25 protein-coding genes and 1 pseudogene are annotated in these 24,268 nt (G+C 27.6%); 25 read left to right on the forward strand and 1 reads right to left on the reverse strand.

The features are described 5' to 3' along the window. The first annotated feature begins 7 nt into the window (after positions 1-7). The 7 genes from K0039_RS07880 to K0039_RS07910 all read left to right on the forward strand — a co-directional run bounded on the left by K0039_RS07880 (position 8) and on the right by K0039_RS07910 (position 6,882). Positions 8-541 (forward strand): (Fe-S)-binding protein, encoded by a 534-nt coding sequence (locus K0039_RS07880; RefSeq protein ID WP_228104503.1) that lies wholly within the window; start codon positions 8-10, stop codon positions 539-541. Between the two features lie 184 nt (positions 542-725). Next, positions 726-1,268, forward strand: coding sequence for an NADH peroxidase (locus tag K0039_RS07885; protein ID WP_228104504.1), 543 nt, complete (start codon positions 726-728; stop codon positions 1,266-1,268). Positions 1,269-1,746: 478 nt separating this feature from the next. After that, entirely contained in the window at positions 1,747-2,760 is a 1,014-nt protein-coding gene (gene aroF, locus K0039_RS07890; protein ID WP_228104505.1) for a 3-deoxy-7-phosphoheptulonate synthase, read from the forward strand. Positions 2,761-2,793: 33 nt separating this feature from the next. Continuing rightward, entirely contained in the window at positions 2,794-4,089 is a 1,296-nt protein-coding gene (gene aroA, locus K0039_RS07895; protein ID WP_228104506.1) for a 3-phosphoshikimate 1-carboxyvinyltransferase, read from the forward strand. Continuing rightward, complete coding sequence (gene aroC, locus K0039_RS07900; RefSeq protein ID WP_228104507.1) at positions 4,067-5,146, forward strand: chorismate synthase; 1,080 nt, start codon at positions 4,067-4,069, stop codon at positions 5,144-5,146. Before aroA ends, aroC begins: the two co-directional genes overlap by 23 nt. Before the next feature lie 16 nt (positions 5,147-5,162). Next, positions 5,163-6,032 (forward strand): prephenate dehydratase, encoded by an 870-nt coding sequence (gene pheA, locus K0039_RS07905; RefSeq protein ID WP_228104508.1) that lies wholly within the window; start codon positions 5,163-5,165, stop codon positions 6,030-6,032. A 10-nt stretch (positions 6,033-6,042) separates the two neighbouring features. Continuing rightward, on the forward strand, positions 6,043-6,882 hold the full coding sequence (locus K0039_RS07910; RefSeq protein WP_228104509.1) for a prephenate dehydrogenase: 840 nt from the start codon (positions 6,043-6,045) through the stop codon (positions 6,880-6,882). Positions 6,883-7,013: 131 nt separating this feature from the next. Here the strand turns inward: K0039_RS07910 and K0039_RS07915 are convergent, their stop codons facing one another. Continuing rightward, entirely contained in the window at positions 7,014-8,054 is a 1,041-nt protein-coding gene (locus K0039_RS07915; protein WP_265589441.1) for a PTS sugar transporter subunit IIC, read from the reverse strand. A 388-nt stretch (positions 8,055-8,442) separates the two neighbouring features. On the opposite strand from K0039_RS07915, the gene K0039_RS07920 reads away from it, so the two are divergent. From K0039_RS07920 to K0039_RS08005, 18 genes and pseudogenes are all read left to right on the forward strand, one after another. Further along, positions 8,443-9,714: a dihydroorotase gene (locus K0039_RS07920; RefSeq protein WP_228104510.1), complete on the forward strand. Its 1,272-nt coding sequence runs from the start codon at positions 8,443-8,445 to the stop codon at positions 9,712-9,714. Positions 9,715-9,775: 61 nt separating this feature from the next. Then, positions 9,776-10,075 carry a hypothetical protein gene (locus K0039_RS07925; RefSeq protein WP_228104511.1) on the forward strand — a complete coding sequence of 100 codons (300 nt, stop codon included), beginning with the start codon at positions 9,776-9,778 and terminating at the stop codon, positions 10,073-10,075. 85 nt (positions 10,076-10,160) lie between these two features. Further along, the gene (locus tag K0039_RS07930) at positions 10,161-11,261 is read left to right on the forward strand and encodes a sensor histidine kinase (protein WP_228104512.1); all 1,101 of its coding nucleotides are present in this window, start codon (positions 10,161-10,163) and stop codon (positions 11,259-11,261) included. A 4-nt stretch (positions 11,262-11,265) separates the two neighbouring features. Next, a complete protein-coding gene (locus K0039_RS07935; protein ID WP_228104513.1) occupies positions 11,266-11,718 on the forward strand; it encodes a response regulator in 453 nt (150 codons plus the stop codon). Positions 11,719-11,736: 18 nt separating this feature from the next. After that, positions 11,737-11,901 (forward strand): annotated as a pseudogene (locus tag K0039_RS23855) (response regulator transcription factor); the annotation flags it as partial. A 285-nt stretch (positions 11,902-12,186) separates the two neighbouring features. Beyond that, positions 12,187-13,119, forward strand: coding sequence for an ABC transporter ATP-binding protein (locus tag K0039_RS07945; protein WP_228104514.1), 933 nt, complete (start codon positions 12,187-12,189; stop codon positions 13,117-13,119). Positions 13,120-13,131: 12 nt separating this feature from the next. Beyond that, positions 13,132-14,250 (forward strand): ABC transporter permease, encoded by a 1,119-nt coding sequence (locus K0039_RS07950; protein WP_228104515.1) that lies wholly within the window; start codon positions 13,132-13,134, stop codon positions 14,248-14,250. A 1-nt stretch (position 14,251) separates the two neighbouring features. Continuing rightward, positions 14,252-15,382: an ABC transporter permease gene (locus tag K0039_RS07955; protein ID WP_228104516.1), complete on the forward strand. Its 1,131-nt coding sequence runs from the start codon at positions 14,252-14,254 to the stop codon at positions 15,380-15,382. Between the two features lie 189 nt (positions 15,383-15,571). Further along, positions 15,572-15,823 carry a fatty acid kinase subunit FakA-related protein gene (locus K0039_RS07960; RefSeq protein ID WP_228104517.1) on the forward strand — a complete coding sequence of 84 codons (252 nt, stop codon included), beginning with the start codon at positions 15,572-15,574 and terminating at the stop codon, positions 15,821-15,823. Positions 15,824-15,844: 21 nt separating this feature from the next. Next, positions 15,845-16,180 (forward strand): nucleoside triphosphate pyrophosphohydrolase family protein, encoded by a 336-nt coding sequence (locus tag K0039_RS07965; protein WP_228104518.1) that lies wholly within the window; start codon positions 15,845-15,847, stop codon positions 16,178-16,180. Positions 16,181-16,309: 129 nt separating this feature from the next. After that, positions 16,310-17,056, forward strand: a complete 747-nt coding sequence (gene dapB / locus K0039_RS07970; protein ID WP_228104519.1) for a 4-hydroxy-tetrahydrodipicolinate reductase — start codon at positions 16,310-16,312, stop codon at positions 17,054-17,056. 95 nt (positions 17,057-17,151) lie between these two features. Then, on the forward strand, positions 17,152-17,847 hold the full coding sequence (locus tag K0039_RS07975) for an MJ1433 family protein (protein WP_228104520.1): 696 nt from the start codon (positions 17,152-17,154) through the stop codon (positions 17,845-17,847). Positions 17,848-17,974: 127 nt separating this feature from the next. Further along, positions 17,975-18,868 (forward strand): ABC transporter ATP-binding protein, encoded by an 894-nt coding sequence (locus tag K0039_RS07980; RefSeq protein WP_228104521.1) that lies wholly within the window; start codon positions 17,975-17,977, stop codon positions 18,866-18,868. Then, positions 18,868-19,683, forward strand: coding sequence for an ABC transporter permease subunit (locus K0039_RS07985; protein ID WP_228104522.1), 816 nt, complete (start codon positions 18,868-18,870; stop codon positions 19,681-19,683). Before K0039_RS07980 ends, K0039_RS07985 begins: the two co-directional genes overlap by 1 nt. Positions 19,684-19,934: 251 nt before the next feature. After that, entirely contained in the window at positions 19,935-21,329 is a 1,395-nt protein-coding gene (locus tag K0039_RS07990) for a metallophosphoesterase (protein WP_228104523.1), read from the forward strand. 201 nt (positions 21,330-21,530) lie between these two features. Further along, positions 21,531-22,355: an undecaprenyl-diphosphate phosphatase gene (locus K0039_RS07995; protein WP_228104524.1), complete on the forward strand. Its 825-nt coding sequence runs from the start codon at positions 21,531-21,533 to the stop codon at positions 22,353-22,355. A 176-nt stretch (positions 22,356-22,531) separates the two neighbouring features. After that, positions 22,532-23,224 (forward strand): response regulator transcription factor, encoded by a 693-nt coding sequence (locus K0039_RS08000; RefSeq protein ID WP_228104525.1) that lies wholly within the window; start codon positions 22,532-22,534, stop codon positions 23,222-23,224. An 8-nt stretch (positions 23,225-23,232) separates the two neighbouring features. After that, entirely contained in the window at positions 23,233-24,213 is a 981-nt protein-coding gene (locus K0039_RS08005; RefSeq protein ID WP_228104526.1) for a sensor histidine kinase, read from the forward strand. Positions 24,214-24,268 lie beyond the last annotated feature (55 nt).

Raw genomic sequence — 24,268 nt, forward strand, 5'->3', positions numbered from 1 at the left:
AAAATAAATGTACATAGAAAATTTAGATTTAAAGTTTATTCAACCTTGTACGACAGACTCTAACAGAATAAGAATTAAAGGAAGTTTTTCACGAAATATTGAAGACTTATTTCCTTATTTAAATACATATTTAAAAACTGCAATTTATAATAAAAAGGCAGGAACACTGACTTTTAATCATGGACCCAAGATAATTATTATGTACAAAGAAGAGGTGGCTGTTTCAAAATTATTAAATGAAACTGATGCTTTTGAAACATTAGATTATATAAAAGATATTATAAATGATTGTGCTGAGAAAAAGGAACAAATTAAACCAAATGAAGATATGAGAAGACTACCAAGTCCCATAGATGTATACGAATATTTGCCTAAAATAAATTGTGGCAAATGTGGAGTTGCCACATGCCTTGCATTTTCCACAAAATTAATAAATGGAAGTTTTAAACCAAGTAGGTGTGTTCATTTAGGAGGAAAAGGCAACGAAGAAAATAAAGAAGAAATTGAAAAAATTGTTTTAATGCTTGGATATGAACTATAATGAATGATAATTATATACTGGATTTTAATTGAAAAAAATGGTAGTATTATATATAACTATGATTTAATATATCAAAATCTAAAATATTTTTAAAGAATTTGCAGAATTTGTTTAAGTAAAAAATCATAGGGTATCTATTACTTATAAGTAAAAAAGATAATATTTATTGGGAGGGTATAATACTATGAAAAAATTTGTATGTACAGTATGTGGATATATTCATGAAGGAGAAACTGCTCCAGAAGCATGTCCAGTATGTAAAGTAGGAGCTGAAAAGTTCGAAGAAATGAAAGGTGAAATGAATTGGGCTGATGAGCACAGAATAGGTGTAGCTCAAGGAGTTGATGAAGAAATAGTTGAAGGACTTAGAGCTAACTTCACTGGAGAATGTACAGAGGTTGGTATGTACTTAGCAATGAGTAGACAAGCTGATAGAGAAGGGTATCCAGAAGTTGCTGAAGCTTACAAAAGAATAGCATTTGAAGAAGCAGAGCATGCTGCTAAATTTGCTGAGTTATTAGGTGAAGTAGTAATTGCTGATACTAAAGAAAATTTAAGAGTTAGAGTTGATGCTGAGTACGGAGCTACTGAAGGAAAATTAAAAATAGCTAAGAGAGCTAAAGAATTAGGATTAGATGCTATACATGATACAGTTCATGAAATGTGTAAAGATGAAGCTAGACATGGTAAAGCATTCTTAGGATTATTAGAAAGATACTTCGGATAAGATTTTCTATAAATAAATTAGCAACAAATTAAAATATGCTTTTTCTTATGATGAGTGGTTTCATTAACTATTTATTGTGAGGAGGAGCATATTTTTTTATATAGTGGATATTATAATAAAAAAATTATTTTAATAAAATGATTGACAATATGAAAAAAAATGCATATCATTAATAAAAACTAATAAAATTAATTTAATGTTTTAAATTAAAATTTAGGAAGGGAAAAAATCATGGAAAAATTAGAAAAGAATTTAACTGCAAAATTTTATAACTTTTTCTATTTTATGTTCTGGGGCTTTTATTTTAGCGCTGGCTACTTATTTTGCAGAAAAAAATATAAAATCTTTTCTAATGAGTTATTATAGATCTTAATATATCTATAAACATGAATGACTAAGTGTATTTTAAATTTGTTTATTCCAGAGGACTCATTATGAGTTCTCTTTTTTATTACAAAAAATTAAGGAGGAAGTAAAAATGGTAGTGATTTTAAAACCAGGTACTAGTGAAGAGGAGATAAAAATGATAATAAAAGAACTGGAAAGTTTAAATGTATCAGTGGATAAGAGTAAGGGAACAGAATGTACCATACTTGGATTAGTTGGAGAAACTAGAAATATAGATCCATGGTTTATTGAATCTCATGAATGTGTACAAAAGGTTATGAAGGTGCAAGAACCTTTTAAAAAAGCAAATAGAATGTTCCACCCAGAAAATACAGTGGTAGATGTTTGTGGTCAAAAAATTGGTGGAAAGAAAATTGCTATGATAGCAGGTCCTTGTTCAGTGGAAAATGAAGAACAAATAAAATTAGTTGCAAAAGAAGTTAAAAAATACGGTGGAGGATTCTTAAGAGGTGGAGCATTCAAACCTAGAACATCGCCATACAGTTTCCAAGGATTAAAATATGAAGGACTTGATTTGTTAAACAAAGCCAAAAAAGAAACTGGACTTCCAATAGTAACAGAAATAATGTCTCCTTGTGATATACCCAAATTCGTAGAATGTGCAGACATAATTCAAGTAGGTGCTAGAAATATGCAAAACTTTGATTTGTTAAAAGAGTTGGGAAAAACAAATAAACCAATTTTATTAAAAAGAGGTTTATCAGCAACAATTGAAGAGTTATTGATGAGTGCAGAATACATTATGGCAGGAGGAAACGAAAATGTTATTCTTTGTGAAAGAGGAATAAGAACTTTTGAAACTTACACAAGAAATACACTGGACTTAAGTATAATTCCAGCTATTAAAAAATTAAGTCATCTTCCAGTAGTAGTAGACCCAAGTCACGCTACAGGAAAATGGTGGATGGTAGAATCTCTTTCAAAAGCAGCCATAGCTGTAGGTGCGGATGGACTTATTATAGAAGTTCATAACGATCCTAAAAATGCATTGTGTGATGGTGCACAATCTATAAAACCAGAGGTATTTGCAGATTTAATGGGTGAACTTAAAATAATTTCAAATGCAGTGGGAAGAGAAATATAAATTTTACCTTAAATTAAAGAAAGGAGGGTAAAAATGGGAAATTTAAAAATTTATCCATCAAAGTTAAAAGGAGAATTAAAAATACCGCCTTCAAAGAGTATGGCACATAGAGCAATTATTTGTGCAGCTTTAAGTGATAAATTATGTAGAATTGATAATATAGATTATTCAGATGATATTATTGCAACAATAGAAGCCATGAAGTCTTTAGGTGCAATAATCACAAAACATGAAGATTGTGTGGAGGTAGTTGGAGTCTACAAAGATATACAGGATACAAGACAAAATAAAGTGATAGACTGTAATGAATCAGGATCTACTTTAAGATTTTTAGTTCCAATATCTTTGTTATTTGAGGGGTCTAGTAGATTTATTGGAAGAGGAAACCTAGGAAAAAGACCACTTACCACATACTACAATATTTTTGATAAACAAAATATAAAATACTCTTTTGAAAAAGATATTCTAAATTTGGAAGTAGAAGGAGTATTAAAAGGTGGAACTTTTGAAGTGGAGGGAAATGTAAGCTCGCAATTTATAAGTGGTTTATTATTTACACTACCACTATTAAAAGAAGATTCAAAAATAATAATTACAACTGATTTGGAGTCAAAATCTTATGTAGATTTAACTTTAAAAGTACTAAAAGATTTTGGGATAGAAATAATTAATAAAAATCACAAGGAATTTATAATTAGGGGAAATCAAAAATATGAAGGGCGTAATTATAGAGTGGAAGGTGATTATTCTCAAGGAGCATTTTTCTTATGTGCTGATGCCATAGGAAATGAGATTTTATGTAAGGATCTTAATATTGACTCTCTTCAAGGAGATAAAGAAGTTATTAATATTTTAAGAAAAATGAATGTGGATATTATAGCAAAGAAAAATGAGATTGAAGGCAAAAGAAGAAAAAAATTAAAATCAACTTATATTGATGGAAGTCAGTGTCCAGACATAATACCTATTATTACTTCAGTAGCAGCTTTGGCAAAGGGAAAAACTGAAATAGTGAATGTGGGAAGACTTAGAATAAAAGAGTGTGATAGACTTTCTGCCATAACTAGTGAACTTAATAAACTTGGTGCAAATATTATTGAAAAGGAAGATAGCATAATAGTTGAGGGTGTAGATGAATTGGAAGGTAATGTGGAAGTTTGGAGTCATAAGGATCACAGAATAGCCATGACATTAGCAATAGTATCAAGTAGATGCAAAAAACCTATAGTAATTAAGGACTATGACTGTGTATCAAAATCCTATCCAAAGTTTTTTGAAGATTTTGAAAAAATAGGAGGTATAAGTGTTGAGTGGAATGTGGGGCAATAATATAAAGATTTCTATTTTTGGAGAATCCCATGGAAATGCTATTGGTATTAATATGGATAACTTACCATCTGGATTTACTTTAGACATGAAAGAAATTATGAGGGAGATGAAAAGAAGAGCTCCTGGTAATAATAATCTTTCAACATTAAGAAAAGAAGATGATGAGCCAGAAGTATTAAGTGGATATTTTGAAGGAAAAACTACAGGAACTCCTCTTTGTGCAATTATTAGAAACAAAGATAATAAATCAAAGGATTATTCTAAGATTAAGAATGTGATGAGGCCTGGTCATGGAGATTATCCAGGCTTTGTAAAATACAATGGATTTAATGATTATAGGGGAGGCGGTCATTTTTCTGGAAGAATAACAGCACCTTTAGTATTTGCAGGAGCAATTTGCAAGCAAATATTAAGAGAAGAAAAAATTGAAATTGTAGCTCATATTCAATCTATAGGAGATATAAAAGATAAAAGTTTTCTAGACTGTGATTTAGATAAAGAATTAATAAACTATTTGAAATATGAAGAATTTCCTTTAATAAATAAAAATTTAGAAGATAAAATGAAAAATGTAATTCTTAATGCTAGAAAAGAAGGTGACTCAGTAGGAGGAGTTATAGAATGTATGATTTTAGGTATGAAAGCAGGCATAGGAAGTCCTTTTTTTGACTCTGTTGAATCAACTCTAGCTCATTTGATGTTCTCAGTTCCAGCTGTAAAAGGAATTGAATTTGGGATAGGATTTGATATAACAAAGATAAAAGGTTCAAAAGCCAATGACGAGTATTATTTAGATGAAGAAAAAATTAAAACAAAAACTAATAATAACGGTGGAATAAGTGGCGGAATAACAAATGGCATGCCAATAATATTTAGGGTGGCAATAAAACCAACTCCCTCAATATATAAAGAACAAAGTAGCGTGGATATACGAACTATGGAAGAAACTACTTTAAAAATTGAAGGAAGACACGATCCTTGCATTGCACAAAGAGCATTACCTGTTATAGAAGGAGTTAGTGCCATTGGAATTTTAGATCTTATTAAAAATAGTTAAAATAGGGGGAAGAATAGTGGATTTATATGACTATAGAAAAGGAGTTTTAATTAAAAATAAAAGTAATATAAAAATAGGATACCAAGGAATAAAAGGATCTTTCAGCGAAGAGGCAATGATAGAATTCTTTGGAGAAAATCAAAATGAAGTAAGTTATGATAAATTTGAAGATGTTTTTATCGCTTTAGAAAAAGATGAAATAGATTATGGGATTTTACCTTTTGAAAATTCATGTACTGGAGCAATAACTGCTGTATATGATCTGTTATCAAAATATGGATTTTACATTGTGGGAGAAGAGTGTATAAAAATAAAACAAAATCTGTTGGGAATAAACGGTTCTAAGCTTGAGGATATTGAAGAAGTTTATTCTCACCCTCAAGGTTTTGAACAAAGTAAAAATTTCTTAAAAAATCATGATAACTTAAAATTGATATACTTTTACAACACAGCCATAAGTGCAAAACATGTTTCAGATTTAAATGATAAAAGTAAGGCAGCTATTGCCAGTGAAAGAGCAGCAAAAATTTATGGGTTGGATATAATAGAAAAAGAGATAAACGACAATGAAAGTAACAATACAAAGTTTGTAATAATTAGCAGAAAACTAGAGTTAAGTAATGATTGTAATAAAATGACTGTAACATTTTCTTTAGATAATAAAGCAGGAACTTTATATAATTTTCTTAAACATTTTGCAGAAAATAAAATTAACATGGTAAAAATAGAATCTCGACCAAGTAAAAGCAGGTTGTGGGAATATGTTTTATATGTTGATTTTGAAGGTAATATTAACGATGAAAATGTAAAAAATGCTATAAATATAATTGAACAAAAAAGTAAGTATTTTAAGTTATTGGGGTGTTATAAAAAGAAAGAAATTTAAGAGGTGTTTTATGAAAATATTAATTGTAGGCCTTGGTGTAATTGGTGGAGGATATGCCATGGCCCTAAAAGAAGCAGGATATAAAGAAGTTTATGGAGTAGACAAAAATGCAGACACTTTAGATAAAGCAAAAAAATTAGGCATTATAAAAGAAGGATTTATAAATGCAGATGAAATAATTTCTAAGGTGGACTTAATCGTTCTTGCCATATATCCTAATTTAGTAAAAAAATTTATTATTAGAAATAAAAATAAATTTAAGAAAAATGCTTTAATTACAGATGTGACAGGAATAAAAGAGTTATTTATTCATGATATAACTGAAATCTTGCCAGAAAATATTGATTTTGTATTTGCTCATCCCATGGCTGGAAGGGAAAAAAAAGGTATAGATTATGCTACAAATAAAGTATTTGAAGGTGCAAATTTTTTAATAATTGAAAATAATAAAAATAAAGAAGAAAATTTAAAACTAATAGAAGGACTTGCGTATGAAATGGGTTTTAAGCATATTAGAAGAACTACTCCTAAGTTTCATGATGAAATGATAGCATTTACAAGTCAATTGCCACATGTTCTTGCTGTAGCCTTAATAAATAGTGATTTGGAAAATAGAAATACAGGGAAATTTATTGGTGATAGCTATAGAGATTTAACTAGAATTGCAAATATGAATGAAGATTTATGGAGTTTATTGTTTTTAGGAAATAAAGAAAATTTACTTACTGTTATAAATAATTTTGAACAGGAAGTAAATAAAATAAAAAAATGTATAGAAGATGAAGATAAAAGTGGATTAGAAGAATTATTTATAAGATCTACAAAGAGAAGAGAAAGATTATGTAAATAAACTATAAAGTATAATTAAGAAAGGAAAAAGTTTAAATTAAAATATGGAAATTGATTATTTGTATAAAAAAAAAGCTTAAAGGAATAATTTATATTAAACCTTTAAGCTTTTTAATTTGCTATTTAAATATATTAAGCAGCTGTATCATCTGAGTTAGTTCCACGAACTACATCAGCAGTAGTTATTTTGTAGTTTTTGAATATTGCATATCCTATGAAACCAGCAACTATAGATACAAAAGCACAACCAGCAGCTGTTATTACAACTTTTATAGGATCATTGTAAGCGAACATTACTGCAAGACCAGCTATTGGAGTAGCAGTTCCTGGAGAATTGTTTACAAGTCCCATCATAGCTATTATTACACCAGACATTGCACCACCTATAAAGTTAGTAACATATACTGGTACTGGGTTAGCAGATATTAAGTCAGCTTGAGTTAATGGCTCTATAGCAACTGATATATTATCTTTCTTAGAACCGAACTTCATTTTTGAGAAGAATACGAAGTTCATGAAAGAAGATCCAAATACTGATAAAGCACCTATTGCCATTGGGGCACCAGTTAAACCTATCATAGCTGTTAAAGCCATTGAGCTAAGTGGAGCAGTAGCAACAACTGTTATTAAACCACCAAGTATTATACCCATTAATATTGGAGATGCAGATGAAGCTTGAGTTAAAACTGTACCTATTGTTTCAAGTACACCATTTACAACTGGACTTGTAAAGTGTCCTATAGCGAAAGCAAGTGGTGCAGCTACTAATATTATAACTATTAGATCAAGTCCAGCAGGAACTTTTTCTTCTAATTTCTTTATTACAAATGATATTAAGTAACCTGCTATAAATCCTGGTAATATTTTAAAGTTTAGACATGTAAGACCAACCATTACAGCATATACTGGAGAAACTCCAAGAGCTAGTGGTACTAAAGTTGCAGCTGCAACACCACCTAATGAACCGTTTGCTGCTCCAACGTTTTCAAGGAATTTTATTCCTAAAACTTCACCAAAGAATGAGAAGTGGAAAGCTTCAACTAAGAATGATGCAACAGCAGCGTTTGCAAGTCCACCCATTGCTTTCATACCTTGTGGCGCTTTGTAACTAAATAAAGTAAATAGTGCTAATACTACTAATAATAAAGCAGTACCTGTTAAAATTTGAATCATATCGATTTCCTCCTAAAATTAGTGCAATTCCTCTGAAATTGTGTAAGGAATTAAATTTTCAAGGATAAGCCTTTCCTCAATCGATGAAAGATTTCCTCTTACGTATAAAAATCATTTTACATTAAAATTATTAATTTGTAAACACATTTTTCGACAAAAAGTTTCAAAAAGCAAAATTTTATATATATTGTAAAAATTTCATTAAATAATAATGTTTAAAATATGAATATTTTTAAATTTTAATTTAAGTATTTATTATAGTAGAAACTGAATGATATTAAAAAAAAGAATTTTATGTATGTATAAGTAAAATTCTTTTTATTTTTTTATAAAGAATGGTACAATATTTATAATTTATATATAAATAGATATTGCAAAGGAGATATTTATGATTTTAATAAAAAATGGTAGATTAATTGATCCATTGAGCAAGAAAGATGAAGTAGTAGATATAGCTATTGAAGATGGAAAAATTAAAGAAATTGGTAAAATAGAAGTTAATGAAAAATTTAAAGAGATAATAGATGCAAAAGGATATGTAATTTCTCCAGGATTAATTGATGTTCATGTGCACTTTAGAGATCCAGGTTTCACATACAAAGAAGATATATTAACTGGTGCAAAATCTGCAGCAAGAGGTGGATTTACAACTGTTGTTTGTATGGCAAACACAAAACCTGTAGTTGATAATGTTGAGACTTTGAATTATGTAAATGAAAAAGCAAAAGAAGCTTGCATTAATGTGCTTCAAGTTGGTAGTATAACAAAAAGTTTTAGAGGAAAGGAATTGACTAACTTTGAAGAACTTTTAGAAAATGGTGCTGTAGGATTTAGTGATGATGGTATAGCCATAATGGATACAGAAATTTTATATGAAGCAATGAAAAAAGCAAAAGAACTTGACGTGACAATAAGTCTTCATGAAGAAGATTCTAATTTTATAGAGACTGCTGGTGTAAATGACAGTGAAATAGCTAAAGAATTAGGTCTTAAAGGTGGAGCAAAAACTTGTGCAGAAGATATTATGGTAGCTAGAGACTGTATGATTGCCTTGGAAACAGGAGCAAAAGTAAGTATACAACATATAAGTTCAGGTGTAGCTGTAGAAACAGTAAGATTTGCCAAATCACTGGGAGCAAAAGTTTATGCAGAGGCAGCGCCTCACCACTTTACTTTAACTGAAGAAGATGTACTAAAACATGGATCATTGGCAAAGATGAATCCTCCGCTTAGAACAGATAAAGATAAGCAAACAATAATTGAAGGATTAAAAGATAATACAATAGAAATAATAGCAACAGATCATGCACCACATATTATAGAAGAAAAAAGTCGTGTTTTTGCCGCTTGTCCAAGTGGTATCATAGGTTTGGAGACATCTTTACCCTTAGGTATAACATCATTAGTAAAAGAAAATCATTTAAGCATAATGAGTCTATTAGAAAAGATGACTATAAACCCTGCAAAGCTTTATAATTTAGACAGAGGCTTTATTAAAGAAGGAGCTATTGCAGATATTTTAATATTTAACCCAGATGAAGAATGGATAGTAAAAGATTTTGATTCTAAATCAAGTAACTCTCCTTTTATAGGTGAAAAACTATTGGGAAAAGTTAAATATACAATTAGTGAAGGAAAAATTGTTTATACGGACAAATAATCCTAAAATGTACTTACCTATGCTATAATTTAATTGAAAATATATCTTAGGGGGGTAACATATGACAAGGGGAAGTAAATTTAATGTTGGAATAAATAATATAACTATAGACCGTTTCACTTTATTAAGATACAAATTAATTTTAGATGAGTATATTAAATCTAATAACCTTTGGGAAGAAAATGTTCGTGAATGTTGGCTATATGATTTAATAGATTTTAAATTAAAAGGTGATGCAGGACTAACATATAGAAGTATAAGAGTTCTAGAAGACAACTGGGGATTTGATAGTGATAAAGATGATATTGATGACTATATTAACAGACACATGGCTAAATTTATTGCAAAAGCAATTAAATAAGTATCAAATATTTTGTAAGTGATTAATTTTTACGGCCACCTTCATGGTTTTGAGGGTGGTTATTATTTTTCATAGGAGAGAAAAGATGATATATAAAATAATATTAAATCTGATAATTAGTGTAAATATATTTATATATGGTTTAGAAAATCATGAGTTATTTAATAGAATTAGCTACCCAATAGTGGCTATTTTAATTTGCATTAGCTTATCATTGTATATGTTATATATAATTAAAATAAAAAAGGATAATTTGCTACTCATAAATATTATATTTATGTTAGTAGTTACTTATTTTTATAACCCATGTCTTATAATTTTAGCAATGTTAGGTGTTGAGTATATTTTAGTTAAAAAATATGATGTGATTTATTTGTATTCTATTATAATAGTATATTTTTTAGGGGCAATTAAGGTTAATCTTAGCTATACTAATATATTTTTAGGCTTTGTTGCATGTATTTTTATTTATAATAGTATAAAATCTGAAGAAAAAATACATAAGCTGGAGAAATACAATTATGATTTAAAGGATAAAAATTTTCATTTGGAAGAGACACGAAAAGAAGAAAATAAAATAAACTATAATAGTATACAGTCTGTAAAAATTGAAGAAAGAAACAATATTTCTCAAAAGCTTCATGATAAAATTGGTCATACTTTAGCTGGAAGCATTATGCAGTTGGAAGCACTTAAAATTATTATAAAAAGTGATGAAGAAAAAGGATTTATTATTTTAGATAATATAATAGAAAACTTAAGAGAAGGTATGGATGATATTAGATATACTTTAAAAAAGATCAAGCCTAATGTGGAGGAGCTAAATATTAATAATTTAAAAGTTATGATGGATGATTTCTCTAAAAAATCAAATATTAAAACAGAGTTGAAACTAGAAGGGGATTTAAATGAAATCAACTTAATATATTGGAAGAATATTTTAGAATGTATGTCAGAAATTTTTACTAATAGTATTAAGTACTGCAACGGAGACTCAATTAATATACATATAAGTGTTTTCAATAAAATTATTAGAATTCATATAAAAGATAATGGTAATTACCAAGGAGAAATAAAAAAAGGAATGGGACTTCTTGGTATTGAAGAAAGAATTGTAAATTTAGGGGGAGATGTTTATTTCAATAATGAAGATGGTTTTTCAAATTTAATTATACTTAAGGGGTGAGAATATGATACGTTTGGTTATTGTGGATGACGATATTTTAATAAGAGAAAGTTTAAAAATAATTATTGGAATAGATGAAGAAATAGAAGTTGTTGCAACTTTGGAAAATGGGAAAGAATGTATTGATTTCTTGAGTGAAAATAAAATTGATATGATTTTGCTTGATATGAGAATGCCAATAATGAGTGGTGAAGAAGTATTGGCAGAAATAAGAAGACGAAAAATAGATGTGAAAGTTCTTATACTTACAACTTTTGATGAGGAAAATTTAATCTCATCAGCCATAAAACATAATAGTAATGGTTATTTATTAAAAAGTAGCAAACCAGATAAAATAATAAATGGAATAAAATCAGTAAATATGGGTAACGGAGTTTTTGAAGCGGACATTGTATCTAAACTTGTGATTAATAACGATAATAGAGATGAAAATAATAAAGATAATATATTGGATTAATATTATTTAAGTGAAAGAGAAAAGGAAGTAGTAAAGTTTATTGCTAAAGGTTTGTCTAATAAGGAAATAGCCGGGGAGATTTTTTTATCAGAAGGCACCATAAAAAATCATATAACTTCTATTTTATCTAAAATGGACTTAAAACATAGAACTCAAATAGCAATTACATATTTAAATGGGTAATAATATAAAACTTTAAAAAAGCACTTGTATTTTTTTACAAGTGCTTTTAGTTTATCTTATTTTTATCGTAAGTAGATAAAGCTTCAATCATATTGATTATCATTGAATATAATTGGAGCATTTTATATAGAGAGTATAATTAATTTCAAAAGCATCATGTGATATAGATTACAGTTTTATTTATGACTTTAGTCATGTTGAAGTTGTGACCATGTGTACTTAAAATTATTCATAAATTTCCATATAATTAAATCATAAAGAAAAGTAATTATGAGGGGTGATGAAATGAAGTATGTGGAGATAAAAGGTTTATACAAAAGTTTTGGTGAAGTAAATGCCCTAGAAAACTTAAACCTTTCTATAGAAAAGGGTGAAATATTTGGTTTGCTTGGACCAAATGGGGCTGGTAAGAGTACAACTATTAATATATTGACAACTTTACTGGATAAAGATAAAGGAAGTATAAAAATATGTAATGAAGAAGTAAGAAAAAATGACGCCAATATGAGAGGAAAATTAGGTATAGTGCCACAGGATCTAGCTATATTTGAAGATATGACAGCATTGGAAAATGTTATGTTTTTTGGTAGTTTATATGGATTAAAAGGAAAAGATTTAAAAGAAAAATCAATAAGTGCATTACAGTTTGTAGGACTGGAAGAAAGTAAGAAATTAAGTAAAACTTTTTCTGGTGGTATGAAAAGAAGATTAAACATAGCTTGTGGTATAGTTCATAATCCAGAACTTTTAATTCTGGATGAACCTACTGTTGGAATAGATCCACAGTCTAGAAATCATATAATGAAGTCTATAAAAACTTTGAACAAAAATGGATGTACTGTAATTTATACAACACACTATATGGAGGAAGTTGAAGCTCTTTGTAATAATATTGCAATTATGGATAAGGGAAGAGTGATAGCAGAGGGAAGTAAAGAAAGTTTAAAAAATTTAATTACTAACAAAAATAAATTTGAAGTTACAGTAAATGACATTACTTCTATAAACGAAAAAGATTTTAATAATATAAAAGGTATAGATAGTGTTGAATTTAAAGACAACAAAGTAATTGTAAGTATTGATAGGGAAATTAATGGTCTAAATGAACTTTTATTATATTTAAGTAGTAAGGACATTAAAATTTTAGATATAAAAAGCCAAATACTAACTTTAGAAGATGTATTTTTAAACTTAACAGGAAGAAAACTTAGGGATTAAGGGGGCGTATTTATGAATATAATATTATCCTCCATAAAAAGAGGACTAAGAGATAAAAACACAGTCTTATCGAATATATTTTTGGCTCTTTTCCTTCCTTATATATTTTCAATAATATTCTCTTTTGAAGGTGGAAAAGAAGATATTAACTTAGCTATTGTTGGTAATACTCAAAGCGCAATTATAAACTCTTATTGTGAAACTTTAGAAAAATTTGATGATGATAATAGTAAAATAAACATAGATTATAAAATTTACAGTGAAAATGAATTTGATAAAAATAATTTATCAAAGAACAATGGCTTAATAGTGAATATTGATGAGAAAAATAAAAGAATTAACGTGGGCGGAAGTAGTGACATTAGTATAGGGCAAGAATCTGTAAAAAAACTTACTGAAGAATTCTTTAATTCTCTGTCAGTGTATGAATCTTTAAACAAAGAAAATTACACACCAATAAATGTAACTAATATGATTAAAAATGAAAAATATAATAATAATGATGAAAAGCCTAAATCCATACTAGATGATATGGAATATGGTGAGTATTTTGCCTTAGTAATGTTAGAAATGGCGATTTTAGTAGGAAGTGTTCATGCTTTTAAAAATACATTTTATATTAAAGAGAAGTTAGGAAATAGGGTAAAAATATCTTCTGCAAAAGTTTCATCACTTCTATCTTTAGAATTAGTAGGATCATTTTTTCTTATATTTTCTCAAGGGTTAGTAATGCTAGGAGCTGCAACTTTATTTTACGGAGTAAATGTAAACATAAATAATATTTTACCAATATTATTTATAATCGGATTACTTAGTTTATTTGCTGTTTGTTTAGGCATTTTCACCACAGCTTTAGCTAAGAAAAAAACTAGTGGAGACAATATTTGTTCTTTTATAGTTACAGCACTTACTTTGGCATCGGGACAACTTATGCCACAAATGAGTGATAGTTTTGATAAGATATCTTTAATAAAATTAAATCCTTTTTTATGGGTAAGTAAAGAATTAAATAATCTTGTAGCCTACAATAGCAGTGAAAACTTACTTATGACAGTAGTAATAACTTTAACTGCATCATTAATTTTAATGATTATTTCTACAATATTATTAAAAAGAAAAGTGGTGAGATAATATGAAAAATATTTTAGTAATACTAAAACATAATTTAAAGTCCATAATGAAGGGATGGTTTCTGTTAATACTAGTTTTTCCAATAGTAGTAAATTTGTTTTTAAATGTACTGATAAAAAAGGTGGATGATAATAATAACGAAATGAATAACACCTTTGATATAGTAGTTTACTCCAATGACAAAAGTGAAATCATGAATAAGATCTTGCCAAAAGAGAAATTTTCAAAGGTTATAAATGTTAATAATAAAGAAGATGTAAAAAAGACTTTAGATAAAGAAGATGTATCTGTGGGAGTTGTAATTAATAGTAAGAACATATATGATGATATAAAAAAAAATAAAAAAGATATTATAGAAGTAATAAGCAGTGAAGATGATAACAGTAAAGAATATGTGTTAAGTGCTCTAAATGCTAGTATTAATCAAATATTAGCATTTGGAAATAATATGGAAGAATACAATAAAGCTTATGATAAATATGAAAAAGATAAATATGAATTTATTTATGAAGATACAAAATTAGAAGCAGTAATCCCATATATGATAATGTTTGGTTTATTTACAATGGCATTTTTATTTATAGCAGGAAGGGGAATAAATCCTTTATTAAAAGAAAAAGAATTAAAAATTGATAAAAGAATTTTAGTTTCAAAGGTGAGTAAAGTTGAATATGCCCTAGGCCATATATTAGGATGTTTTATTTTACTTTTACTTCAAAGTATTACATTAGTAGCATCATTTTATTTTTTCAATCCAGATTTTAATGTTAACTTTTTCTATATGATTTTATTGTCCGTTGTACTTTCAGTTGTAGGAATAGCCATAGCGTTAATTGTACTTAGTATATCAAATAGCTCTAGTATGTATTACACCTTATTATCTATGATAATTACACCGATGTGTTTATTAAGTGGAGGGTTTGTTCCAACTAATTTTATGCCACAAATGGTACAAAATTTTTCATTAGTACTACCTTTAACTTGGGTAAACTCTGCATTTAATCAGATTTTAAATAATGGAAGTAATTCAAAAATATTTATGGATTTACTTGTGGCCATGTCAATTTCAGTAGTACTTATCATGATTTATCTTGTAGTTGAAAAAAATAAAAAAAATAAAATGTCTTACTAAATTAATAGTATATAAAGCAAGTAAAACCATCACTTTTAAAATATTTAAGTGATGGTTTTACTATTTTAAGGTGTTTACAACATTAATTTTAAGCGAAAAATGTTTAGGCGGTAATATTACTAGTGTATAATATAATTATTAGTAAAAATATATTACATAATATAATAAATTAGAAAAAGGAGTATGAATATGTTAGAGTATAAATTTGATACACAATTATTAATTGAAGGAACTGATCTTAGTGAAGATGAAATAAATGACTACATAACAGAAAATATTGAAGGAGATTGTTTACTTGCTGTTGGTGATGAAAGTTTAATTAAAATTCACTTCCACACTAACACTCCATGGAAGGTTCTTGAATACTGCGCTTCAAAGGGAGATATTCATGATGTTGTAATAGAAAATATGGATAGACAAGCCAATGGACTTCAAGGATAGTGTTATTTCAGGGAGGAATATATGAAAATTAATGAATATCAAGAATTGGCAAAGAGAACAATGAATAAAGATTTAAGTGAAAAAGATATGTTAATAAACGGTGTTATGGGACTTTGTGGTGAGTCAGGAGAGGCAATAGACATTGTAAAAAAACATATAGCTCATAATCATGAATTGGATAAAGAGCATTTGGCAAAAGAGCTTGGCGATGTTGCTTGGTATTTAGCTGAAACAGCAACAGCTTTAGGATATTCACTAGAAGATATTTTTAAAATGAACATTGAGAAATTGAAAAAAAGATATCCTGATGGATTTGATAGTGAAAAATCTATTAATAGAAAAGAAGATGATATTTAAAAATAATTAAAAATACCCTATTTTAATTTGGAGAATAGGGTATTTTTATGTGAATTAATTGACATAAATGTATCAAATAAATTACCATTATAGTGGAAATACATATTATTGTACAGGGGAGATTTTGTGATGATAAAGATAATAGTAAGTGGTCTTGGAAATACAGGAAGAGAAATAGTAAAATGTATAAATGAAACTGAGGGAGTAGAAGTATTTTGTGCAGTTTCAGATCATGATTTAAAAGACGTAGATTTTAAAATATATCCAAAGTTTAGTGATATAGAAGGAAAAGCAGATGCAATAATAGATTTTTCAAAAGCATCTAGACTAGAAGAAATTTTAGATTATGCTGTAAGTACTAAAACACCAGTTATTATAGGTACTACGGCTCACAGTGATGAACAAAATGAAAAAGTTAAAGAAGTATCAAAATTAATACCAGTATTTAAATCTTCAAATACATCAATTGGTATAACTGTAATGCTTCAATTAGTAAAAACAGCTACTAGATTATTAGATGGATTTGATATAGAAATAATAGAAAAACACCACAATAGAAAAGAAGATTGTCCATGTGGAACTGCTTTTATGACAGCAGACGCTATAAAAGAAGTAAGAAATGAGCTTACAAATATTTATGGAAGACATGGAAAGCATGCTAAAAGACAACCAAATGAATTAGCTATACATACTATAAGAGGTGGAACTATTATAGGAGACAACGATGTGATTTTCGCAGGAGATGATGAAGTACTAGAAATAAAACATAAAGCTGGTTCTAATATGATATTTGCTAAAGGAGCTGTTATGGCAGCTAAATTTATTGTAAATGCGGAAAATGGGCTTTACGATATGAATGATGTTTTACTAGGATAATAAATATAAGTGATAGTATATTAAAAATATAATAAGTCAAAAATTTCTTCCTATGATATAATAATCAAGGCATTGGCAAAATTAGGAGGAAAACAATGAAGAATAAAAAATATTATATTGTAGTATCACTAGTCTTAGTAGGTTTATCTGCTATTATGTTTCTAATACATTACTTAGTATTTGGTCAAGCTGTCAACACAGCATATTATTCATTAATGAATTTATGCTTTATTCCAGTAAACAGTTTAGTCGTTACATTGATATTAGAAAGATTAATAGATTATAAAGCTAAGCAAGAAAGAATGGAAAAGTTGAGCATGCTAATTGGACTATTCTTTACTGAAGTAGGATATAAATTGATGCATTTAATAATAAAGGCAGATAAAGGAGGCAAAAACTCCATAACTTCTTTTAACAATTTAGATGAAGTAAAAAATCAAGTTGAAAAACATAATTATAATATTGATATGAAAGATATAGATCTGGATAAAATAATGGATGTTTTACTTGAAAATAGTAATTTACTTGTAAATTTAATCAGTAATGAGAATATAACTGAACATGAAATATTTACGGATTTACTTATGTCGGTAATACATTTAAGAGACGAGATTGTCTTTTGTAAAAATGATAAAAATAATCAGTTGGATATTAGTCATTTAGAAAAAGATATTTTAAGAGTTTATAAAAATATTGCCATGCAATGGGTTGATTACTTAAAGTATTTAAATAAATCTTATCCATTTTTATACAATAATGCAATTAGATTAAATCCATTTAGATTTAATTAAGTTAAAAAGATTTACTAGGTTATAAAACTTGGTAAATCTTTTTATTATTTTTTATAAAATGTTTGAAAGCGTAAGTAACTAACTCTATACTAGTATTATAAAATAAAATAAAAGTGAGGGATTTGTAGTGAAGATAATTGAAACTAAGAATCTGACTAAATCTTATAAGAAAAACAGAGGAATTGAAAGTATTAATATAAGTGTAAATGAAGGTGAAATCTACGGATTCATTGGACCAAATGGTGCAGGGAAATCTACTACAATAAAAACATTACTAAACTTTATATACCCAACTGGTGGAAGTGCAACAATATTTGGAATGGATATTGTAAAAGACAATTGCAAAATAAAAGAAAACATAGGATATGTGCCTAGTGAAGTTAAATATTATGACACGGTTAAAGTAAAGGATTTAATGAAATATGCTCAGAGTTTTTATCCAAATGTTAGTGACGAAGAATTATCACAAATATGTACAGATTTGGAGTTAGACATGGAAAAGAAAATGGAAGAGCTTAGTTTGGGAAATAAGAAAAAAGTAGCAATTGCCCAAGCACTAGTTCAAAATCCAAAACTTTTAATTTTAGATGAGCCTACAAATGGTTTAGATCCCCTAATGCAAAAAAAACTATTTAATATATTAGTGAAAGAAAAGGAAAAAGGAAATACTGTTTTCTTATCATCTCACAATTTAAACGAAGTACAAAGTTTATGTGATAGGGTAGCTGTAATAAAAGAAGGAAAAATAATAGATGTAATTGAACTTGAAAAGGCCACAAAAACTCTGGGACTAAAAGTTACATTAAGTAGTAAGGATATTAATGAAGAAATAATACTAAACTTAGGTGGAAAGATTTTAAATAAGTCAAACAATAACTCATTTGTCTTCCTTTATTATAAAGATACAAATTCTCTAGTAAAAGAATTAAGCAAATATACTATTGATGAATTATTAATAGAAAGAGAAGACTTAGAAGATACTTTCTTAAATTATTATGAAAATAAGGAGGAAGATAAATAATGAACATATTTAAATTTGAGTTTAAAAGACTATTAAAATCATGTATTATTTGGTCAGTAGTTTGTGGTATTATGATAGTTTTATTTATGTCACTGTTTCCAAGTATGGCCGATATGGGAATGCAACAGTTGGTAAATGATAAAATGAGTGGCTTATCTGTAGATATGTTAAAGGCATTTAATATAGATGCAGGAACAGATTTTTCAGATATATTTAATTATATGGCATATGTTATTCAGTATATAGCCATGGCAAGTGCTGTTTATGGAGCAATTTTAGGTGTTAACTCTCTTATAAAAGAAGAAAGTCAGGGAACAATAGAATTTTTATATTCAAAACCAATAAAAAGAAGTAAAATTGTAAGTTACAAGTTATTATCAATAATTTCAATTTATTTTCTTTATATAGTAATTACAGGTGTAACTAATATATTTGTTTGTATGGTAGTAAAACCAGATAATGTAGAACTTATGGATCTTTTAGTAAATATTAAAATAGTATATATGGGAATGTTTATTTTAGGCCTTGTATTTATGTCTATAGGAATGCTTATATCTGCTTTAGCTAAGTCAGATAAAGGAGGAATTCCCATATCAATTGGAATCTTCTTTGTTTCTTATTTATTCGGCATAATAGGCAAGTTAAAAGAAGATTTTGAGTTTCTTAAGTATTTATCACCTTTTGATTATTATGCACCAGGAGAGCTTTTAAAAAATGGATTCGAAATGAAATTTGTTATAATAGGAATTTGTATAATGATTGTATCTATTGCAAGTACTTACTTAATTTATAATAGAAAAGATATGAATATTTAGATGTTGAAGAATTTTAGTTATGTATAATAAGTATAAAATTAAATAGAAAACAATTAAGGTACTAGGGAGAAATTTATCTATAGTACCTTTTATAATTGTAAAGGGATTACGATATCTTGAGATTTGTGTGATAGGGTTGAAAAACAAATACGTGAACATATATTGTATATAGTAGAAAGAACTTTGAATTATGAAAAAATAAGTAAAAATATGGTAATATATAATTGAAAAACAAAATAGGGGAGAATATTATGAATAGAAATGTAATAAAAATAATTACTATAAATATAGTCTTATTATCACTATTTTTGGTAGGATGTAGTTCCACAAAAACAGTAGATATAAATATTTTAGCAACAACAGATTTACACGGAATATTACCTTATGAAATGGTTGATTTTATCAAAAAAGACAAAGCAAAATATTCAAATACTATTGTAGTAGATGCAGGAGATTTTTATGATAAAGAATATGGAACATCAGGAGATATGCTAAAGTATTTTGAAGGGGAAAGTGAAGCCAATATTCCTTTAGCAGAAGAAATGAATGAAGCAGGATTTGATACTGTAACTCTTGGAAATCATGAATTTATTTCAAAGGATAAAGAAGGTTTAGATAGCTTGGTATCAGATTTTGAAAAGCAAGGCATAAGTGTTTTGTCTGCAAATACATATAATAAAAATGGAGAAAGTTATGTAAAGCCTTATATAATAAAAGAATTAGGAGTTTATGATAAAACTATAAAAGTAGGTATATTAGGACTTTCATTAAAAGAAGTAGGAGAAGATAAAAACAAATCAATGGAGCTAAAAGATCAACAGGGTTATGAGGGTAAACTCTATATGAATGATTTAGTTAAAGATGCTCAAAAATGGGTTGATATTATGAATGAAAAAGAAAAACCAGATGTGATTATAGCAGTGGTTCATTCTGGAGAAAGACCTAAAAAACCAAAACACCCTGGAAATAGGATACAAGATTTAGCTAAAAATGTTAGTGGAATTGATGTTATAGTTTCGGGGCATAATCATGTTCAGATAAAACAAAATGATTATGAAAACAAGGATGGAAAAACTGTAATAGTGACAGAGCCAGGGAAGTATGGTGAATGTATATCAAAAATAAATATAAGGATGAAAGAAAGTAAATCTGGGTGGGATGTTTTAGATAAGTCAAGTAATATAATACAGTTTGATGAATCAAACAAAAATTCAAAAGATTTATTTGAAAATTATGTGAATATGTTAAGTTCATTATCAGAACTAATTAATGAAGGAAAAAAAGGTGAAGTTATAAGTCTTGATAAGCAACTTTCAATTAAATGGGACAAGATGTATATATTTAAACCAAACACCCCAAGAGAAGAAATATATGAAAAAGTCGGATATAAGTTTTTAAAGATTACAGAAATAGACGATGTAAATCAAGTTGTTTTAATGAACGAAGGAAAAGTTGTTTATTATTCTAATATAGGGGAAGTAAAGAAAAATAATTTACCTTTTGTATTTAATGTTGATAATGATAAATTTGATAAAAATGTCCTTACTATAAACTATGGAGAAAATGATGATTTCAGAGTTTTAGGAGGAGAAAAAAATTTTTATACAGGAAGTAAAATTGTAGAACTTGCTTACGAAGAAAAGTAACTTAGTAAATATGTACGAATTATATCATATGAAAAAAATAGTTTAATTTAATAATTGAAGTATTTAAAAGATTAGGTAATGACCTAGTCTTTTTTTATTACATACATGTAATCTTTGTGTAAGGTTTATAGATAGCTTAGATAGAAGAAAAATAATAAAGTTTTAGTATAATAAAATTTATTTTAGAGTGAGGTAGAATTTATGGAATTGATAGAAATTTTAAAATCTATAATTTTAGGTATAATTGAGGGGATTACAGAGTGGCTTCCAATAAGTAGTACAGGCCATATGATTTTAGTAGATCAATTTTTACAGCTAAATATGTCAGAAGCTTTTAAAGAAATGTATTTTGTAGTGATACAGTTGGGAGCTATTATGGCAGTAGTAGTTTTATACTGGAAAAGCATATTGCCATTTGATTTTAAAAGTAAAGAAATAGTAAAAAAGGATATTTTTATTATGTGGGTGAAAATTTTTATAGCTTGTGTGCCAGCAGCAATAGTAGGAATACTATGGGACGATGAAATAAATGAACTATTTTATAATTTTAAAAGTGTAGCCATAGTTTTGATAGTCTTTGGTATCTTATTTATAGTAATAGAAAATTATAATAAAGGTAGAAATCCGAAGGTGGATAATATAAATAATTTAAGTTTCAAAATGGCTATAATAATAGGAGTTTTTCAGCTAATAGCAGCAGTATTTCCAGGAACATCACGTTCAGGAGCAACTATAGTAGGAGCGTTATTATTGGGAATTTCCAGAGGTGTGGCTGCTGAGTTTACTTTCTTTCTAGCCATACCAGTAATGTTAGGAGCCAGCTTATTAAAGTTAATTAAATTTGGTTTCGTGTTTACAAGCTTGGAAGGAACTGTTTTAATAGTTGGAATAATAATATCATTTATAGTATCTTTATTTGTTATAAAGTTTCTTATGGAATATATTAAAAAGCATGATTTTAAAGTTTTTGGGTGGTATAGAATAGTCTTGGGATGTATATTATTAATTTATTACTACTTTTTATAGTATGAGTGTTGCCTAAAGTCAGTAACTATATAGTTGCTTAGAACGATAGGCAACACTTTTCTTAAAGTTAATATTATTTTTATTGGATGTTTTATTGATAAAATCATAGAGTAAATGTTATATTTATGATAAATATAAATGACTATTAGTAATATGAATACTTAAGGAGGTGTAATATGAATAATATAATTTATATTTTGGAAGACGACATATCAATTAGCACCTTATTAAAAGATTACATGGAGAGATATGGGTTTGAGGCAGTAATAGTTGAAAACTTTAATAATATTATGGAAGAGTTTGATGAGATTAGCCCAAGCATCGTCCTATTAGATGTTAACTTACCAAAGTTTGATGGTTTTTATTGGTGTACAAAAATAAGACAAAAATCAAATATACCAATAATTTTCATATCAGCAAGGGACAGCGGAATGGATCAAATTAGGGCTTTGGAAAGTGGTGCAGATGATTATATAACTAAGCCATTTTATTATGATGTGGTAATTGCAAAAATAAAAGGTTATATAAGAAGAGCATATGGAGAGTACTCTTCTAAACTGGATGAACGAATTGTTGAACTGGATGGATTGAAATTTTATCCAGAAAGATTAGAATTAAAATATAAAAATAAAGATTTAGTTATAACTAAAAAGGAAGGAATACTTTTGGAATGTCTTATAAAAAAATATCCAAAGGTAGTGAGCAGAGATTATTTATTAGAAAAAATATGGGATGATATTGAATTTGTAGAAGAAAATACACTAAATGTAAATGTAAGTAGAATAAGAAAAAGACTTTATGATTTGGGAATAGAAGATGGAGTTCAAACAGTTAGAGGTGTTGGGTACAAATTAAATAAAACTTGGTAGGTAATAATATGAAATTATTTATAAGAGAATATAAGGGATATGTTTTTATTTATTATATAGGACTTATGATTACACTTTTTTATTGTAATATGATGAAGTTTATAAACTTTAGTGAAACTTTATATTTATTATTGTTTAATACTTTTATAATAAGTTGTTTTATGATATACAAATACTTAAACTCTAAAAAGATATATGACTTTTTTGGGAAAAAAATAAATACTTTAGATGAGTCTTTTGTAGACATTGGAAGATCCGACTTGGGTAAAAATATATCATTAATTTTAGAAAATCAATATGAGTTATACATAAGTTCTTTAGAAGAGCAAAGGAAAAAGCATGATGAACATTTAACTTTTATAAATCACTGGATACATCAAATGAAAACCCCTTTATCTGTAATAAATCTTCAACTTCAAGATTATGAAGGAGAAGAAATTGCAACAGAAATTATGCAAGAGGTAGATAAGTTGGACAAGGGATTAAATATGGCAATGTACTTTGCACGACTAGATGAGTTTGAAAAAGATTTTGTAATTGAACAAGTTAATTTATATGATGAAATTATGGAAATTGTAAATGAAGAAAAAAGACTATTTATAAAAAATAAAATAATCCCTAAGGTGAATTTGGACAAGGACATAGAAGTATACACTGACAAGAAGTGGATAAAGTTTGTAATAAAACAAATTATTATAAATGGAGTAAAATACTCAAAAGATTATGGGAAATACATGGCTATAGCTTATGAAGAAGGCGAAGAATATATTTCATTAGACATAATTGATGAAGGCGTAGGAATTTGCAAGAAGGATATAAAAAGAGTTTTTGATTTATTTTTTACAGGTGAAAATGGACGTAAATATGGAGAATCTACAGGTATGGGACTTTATATAGCTAAAACAGTTTGTGATAATTTAGGACATAATATAGAGATAAAATCCGAAGAAAAAAAAGGAACTAAAGTATCTATATTATTTAAGAAATGAGAAGTCAGTGGTAAATTAACTACTGACTTTTAAAATATACAAACCTTACATGAAT

Source organism: Terrisporobacter mayombei, from assembly GCF_020748465.1.
Lineage (GTDB): Bacteria > Bacillota > Clostridia > Peptostreptococcales > Peptostreptococcaceae > Terrisporobacter > Terrisporobacter mayombei.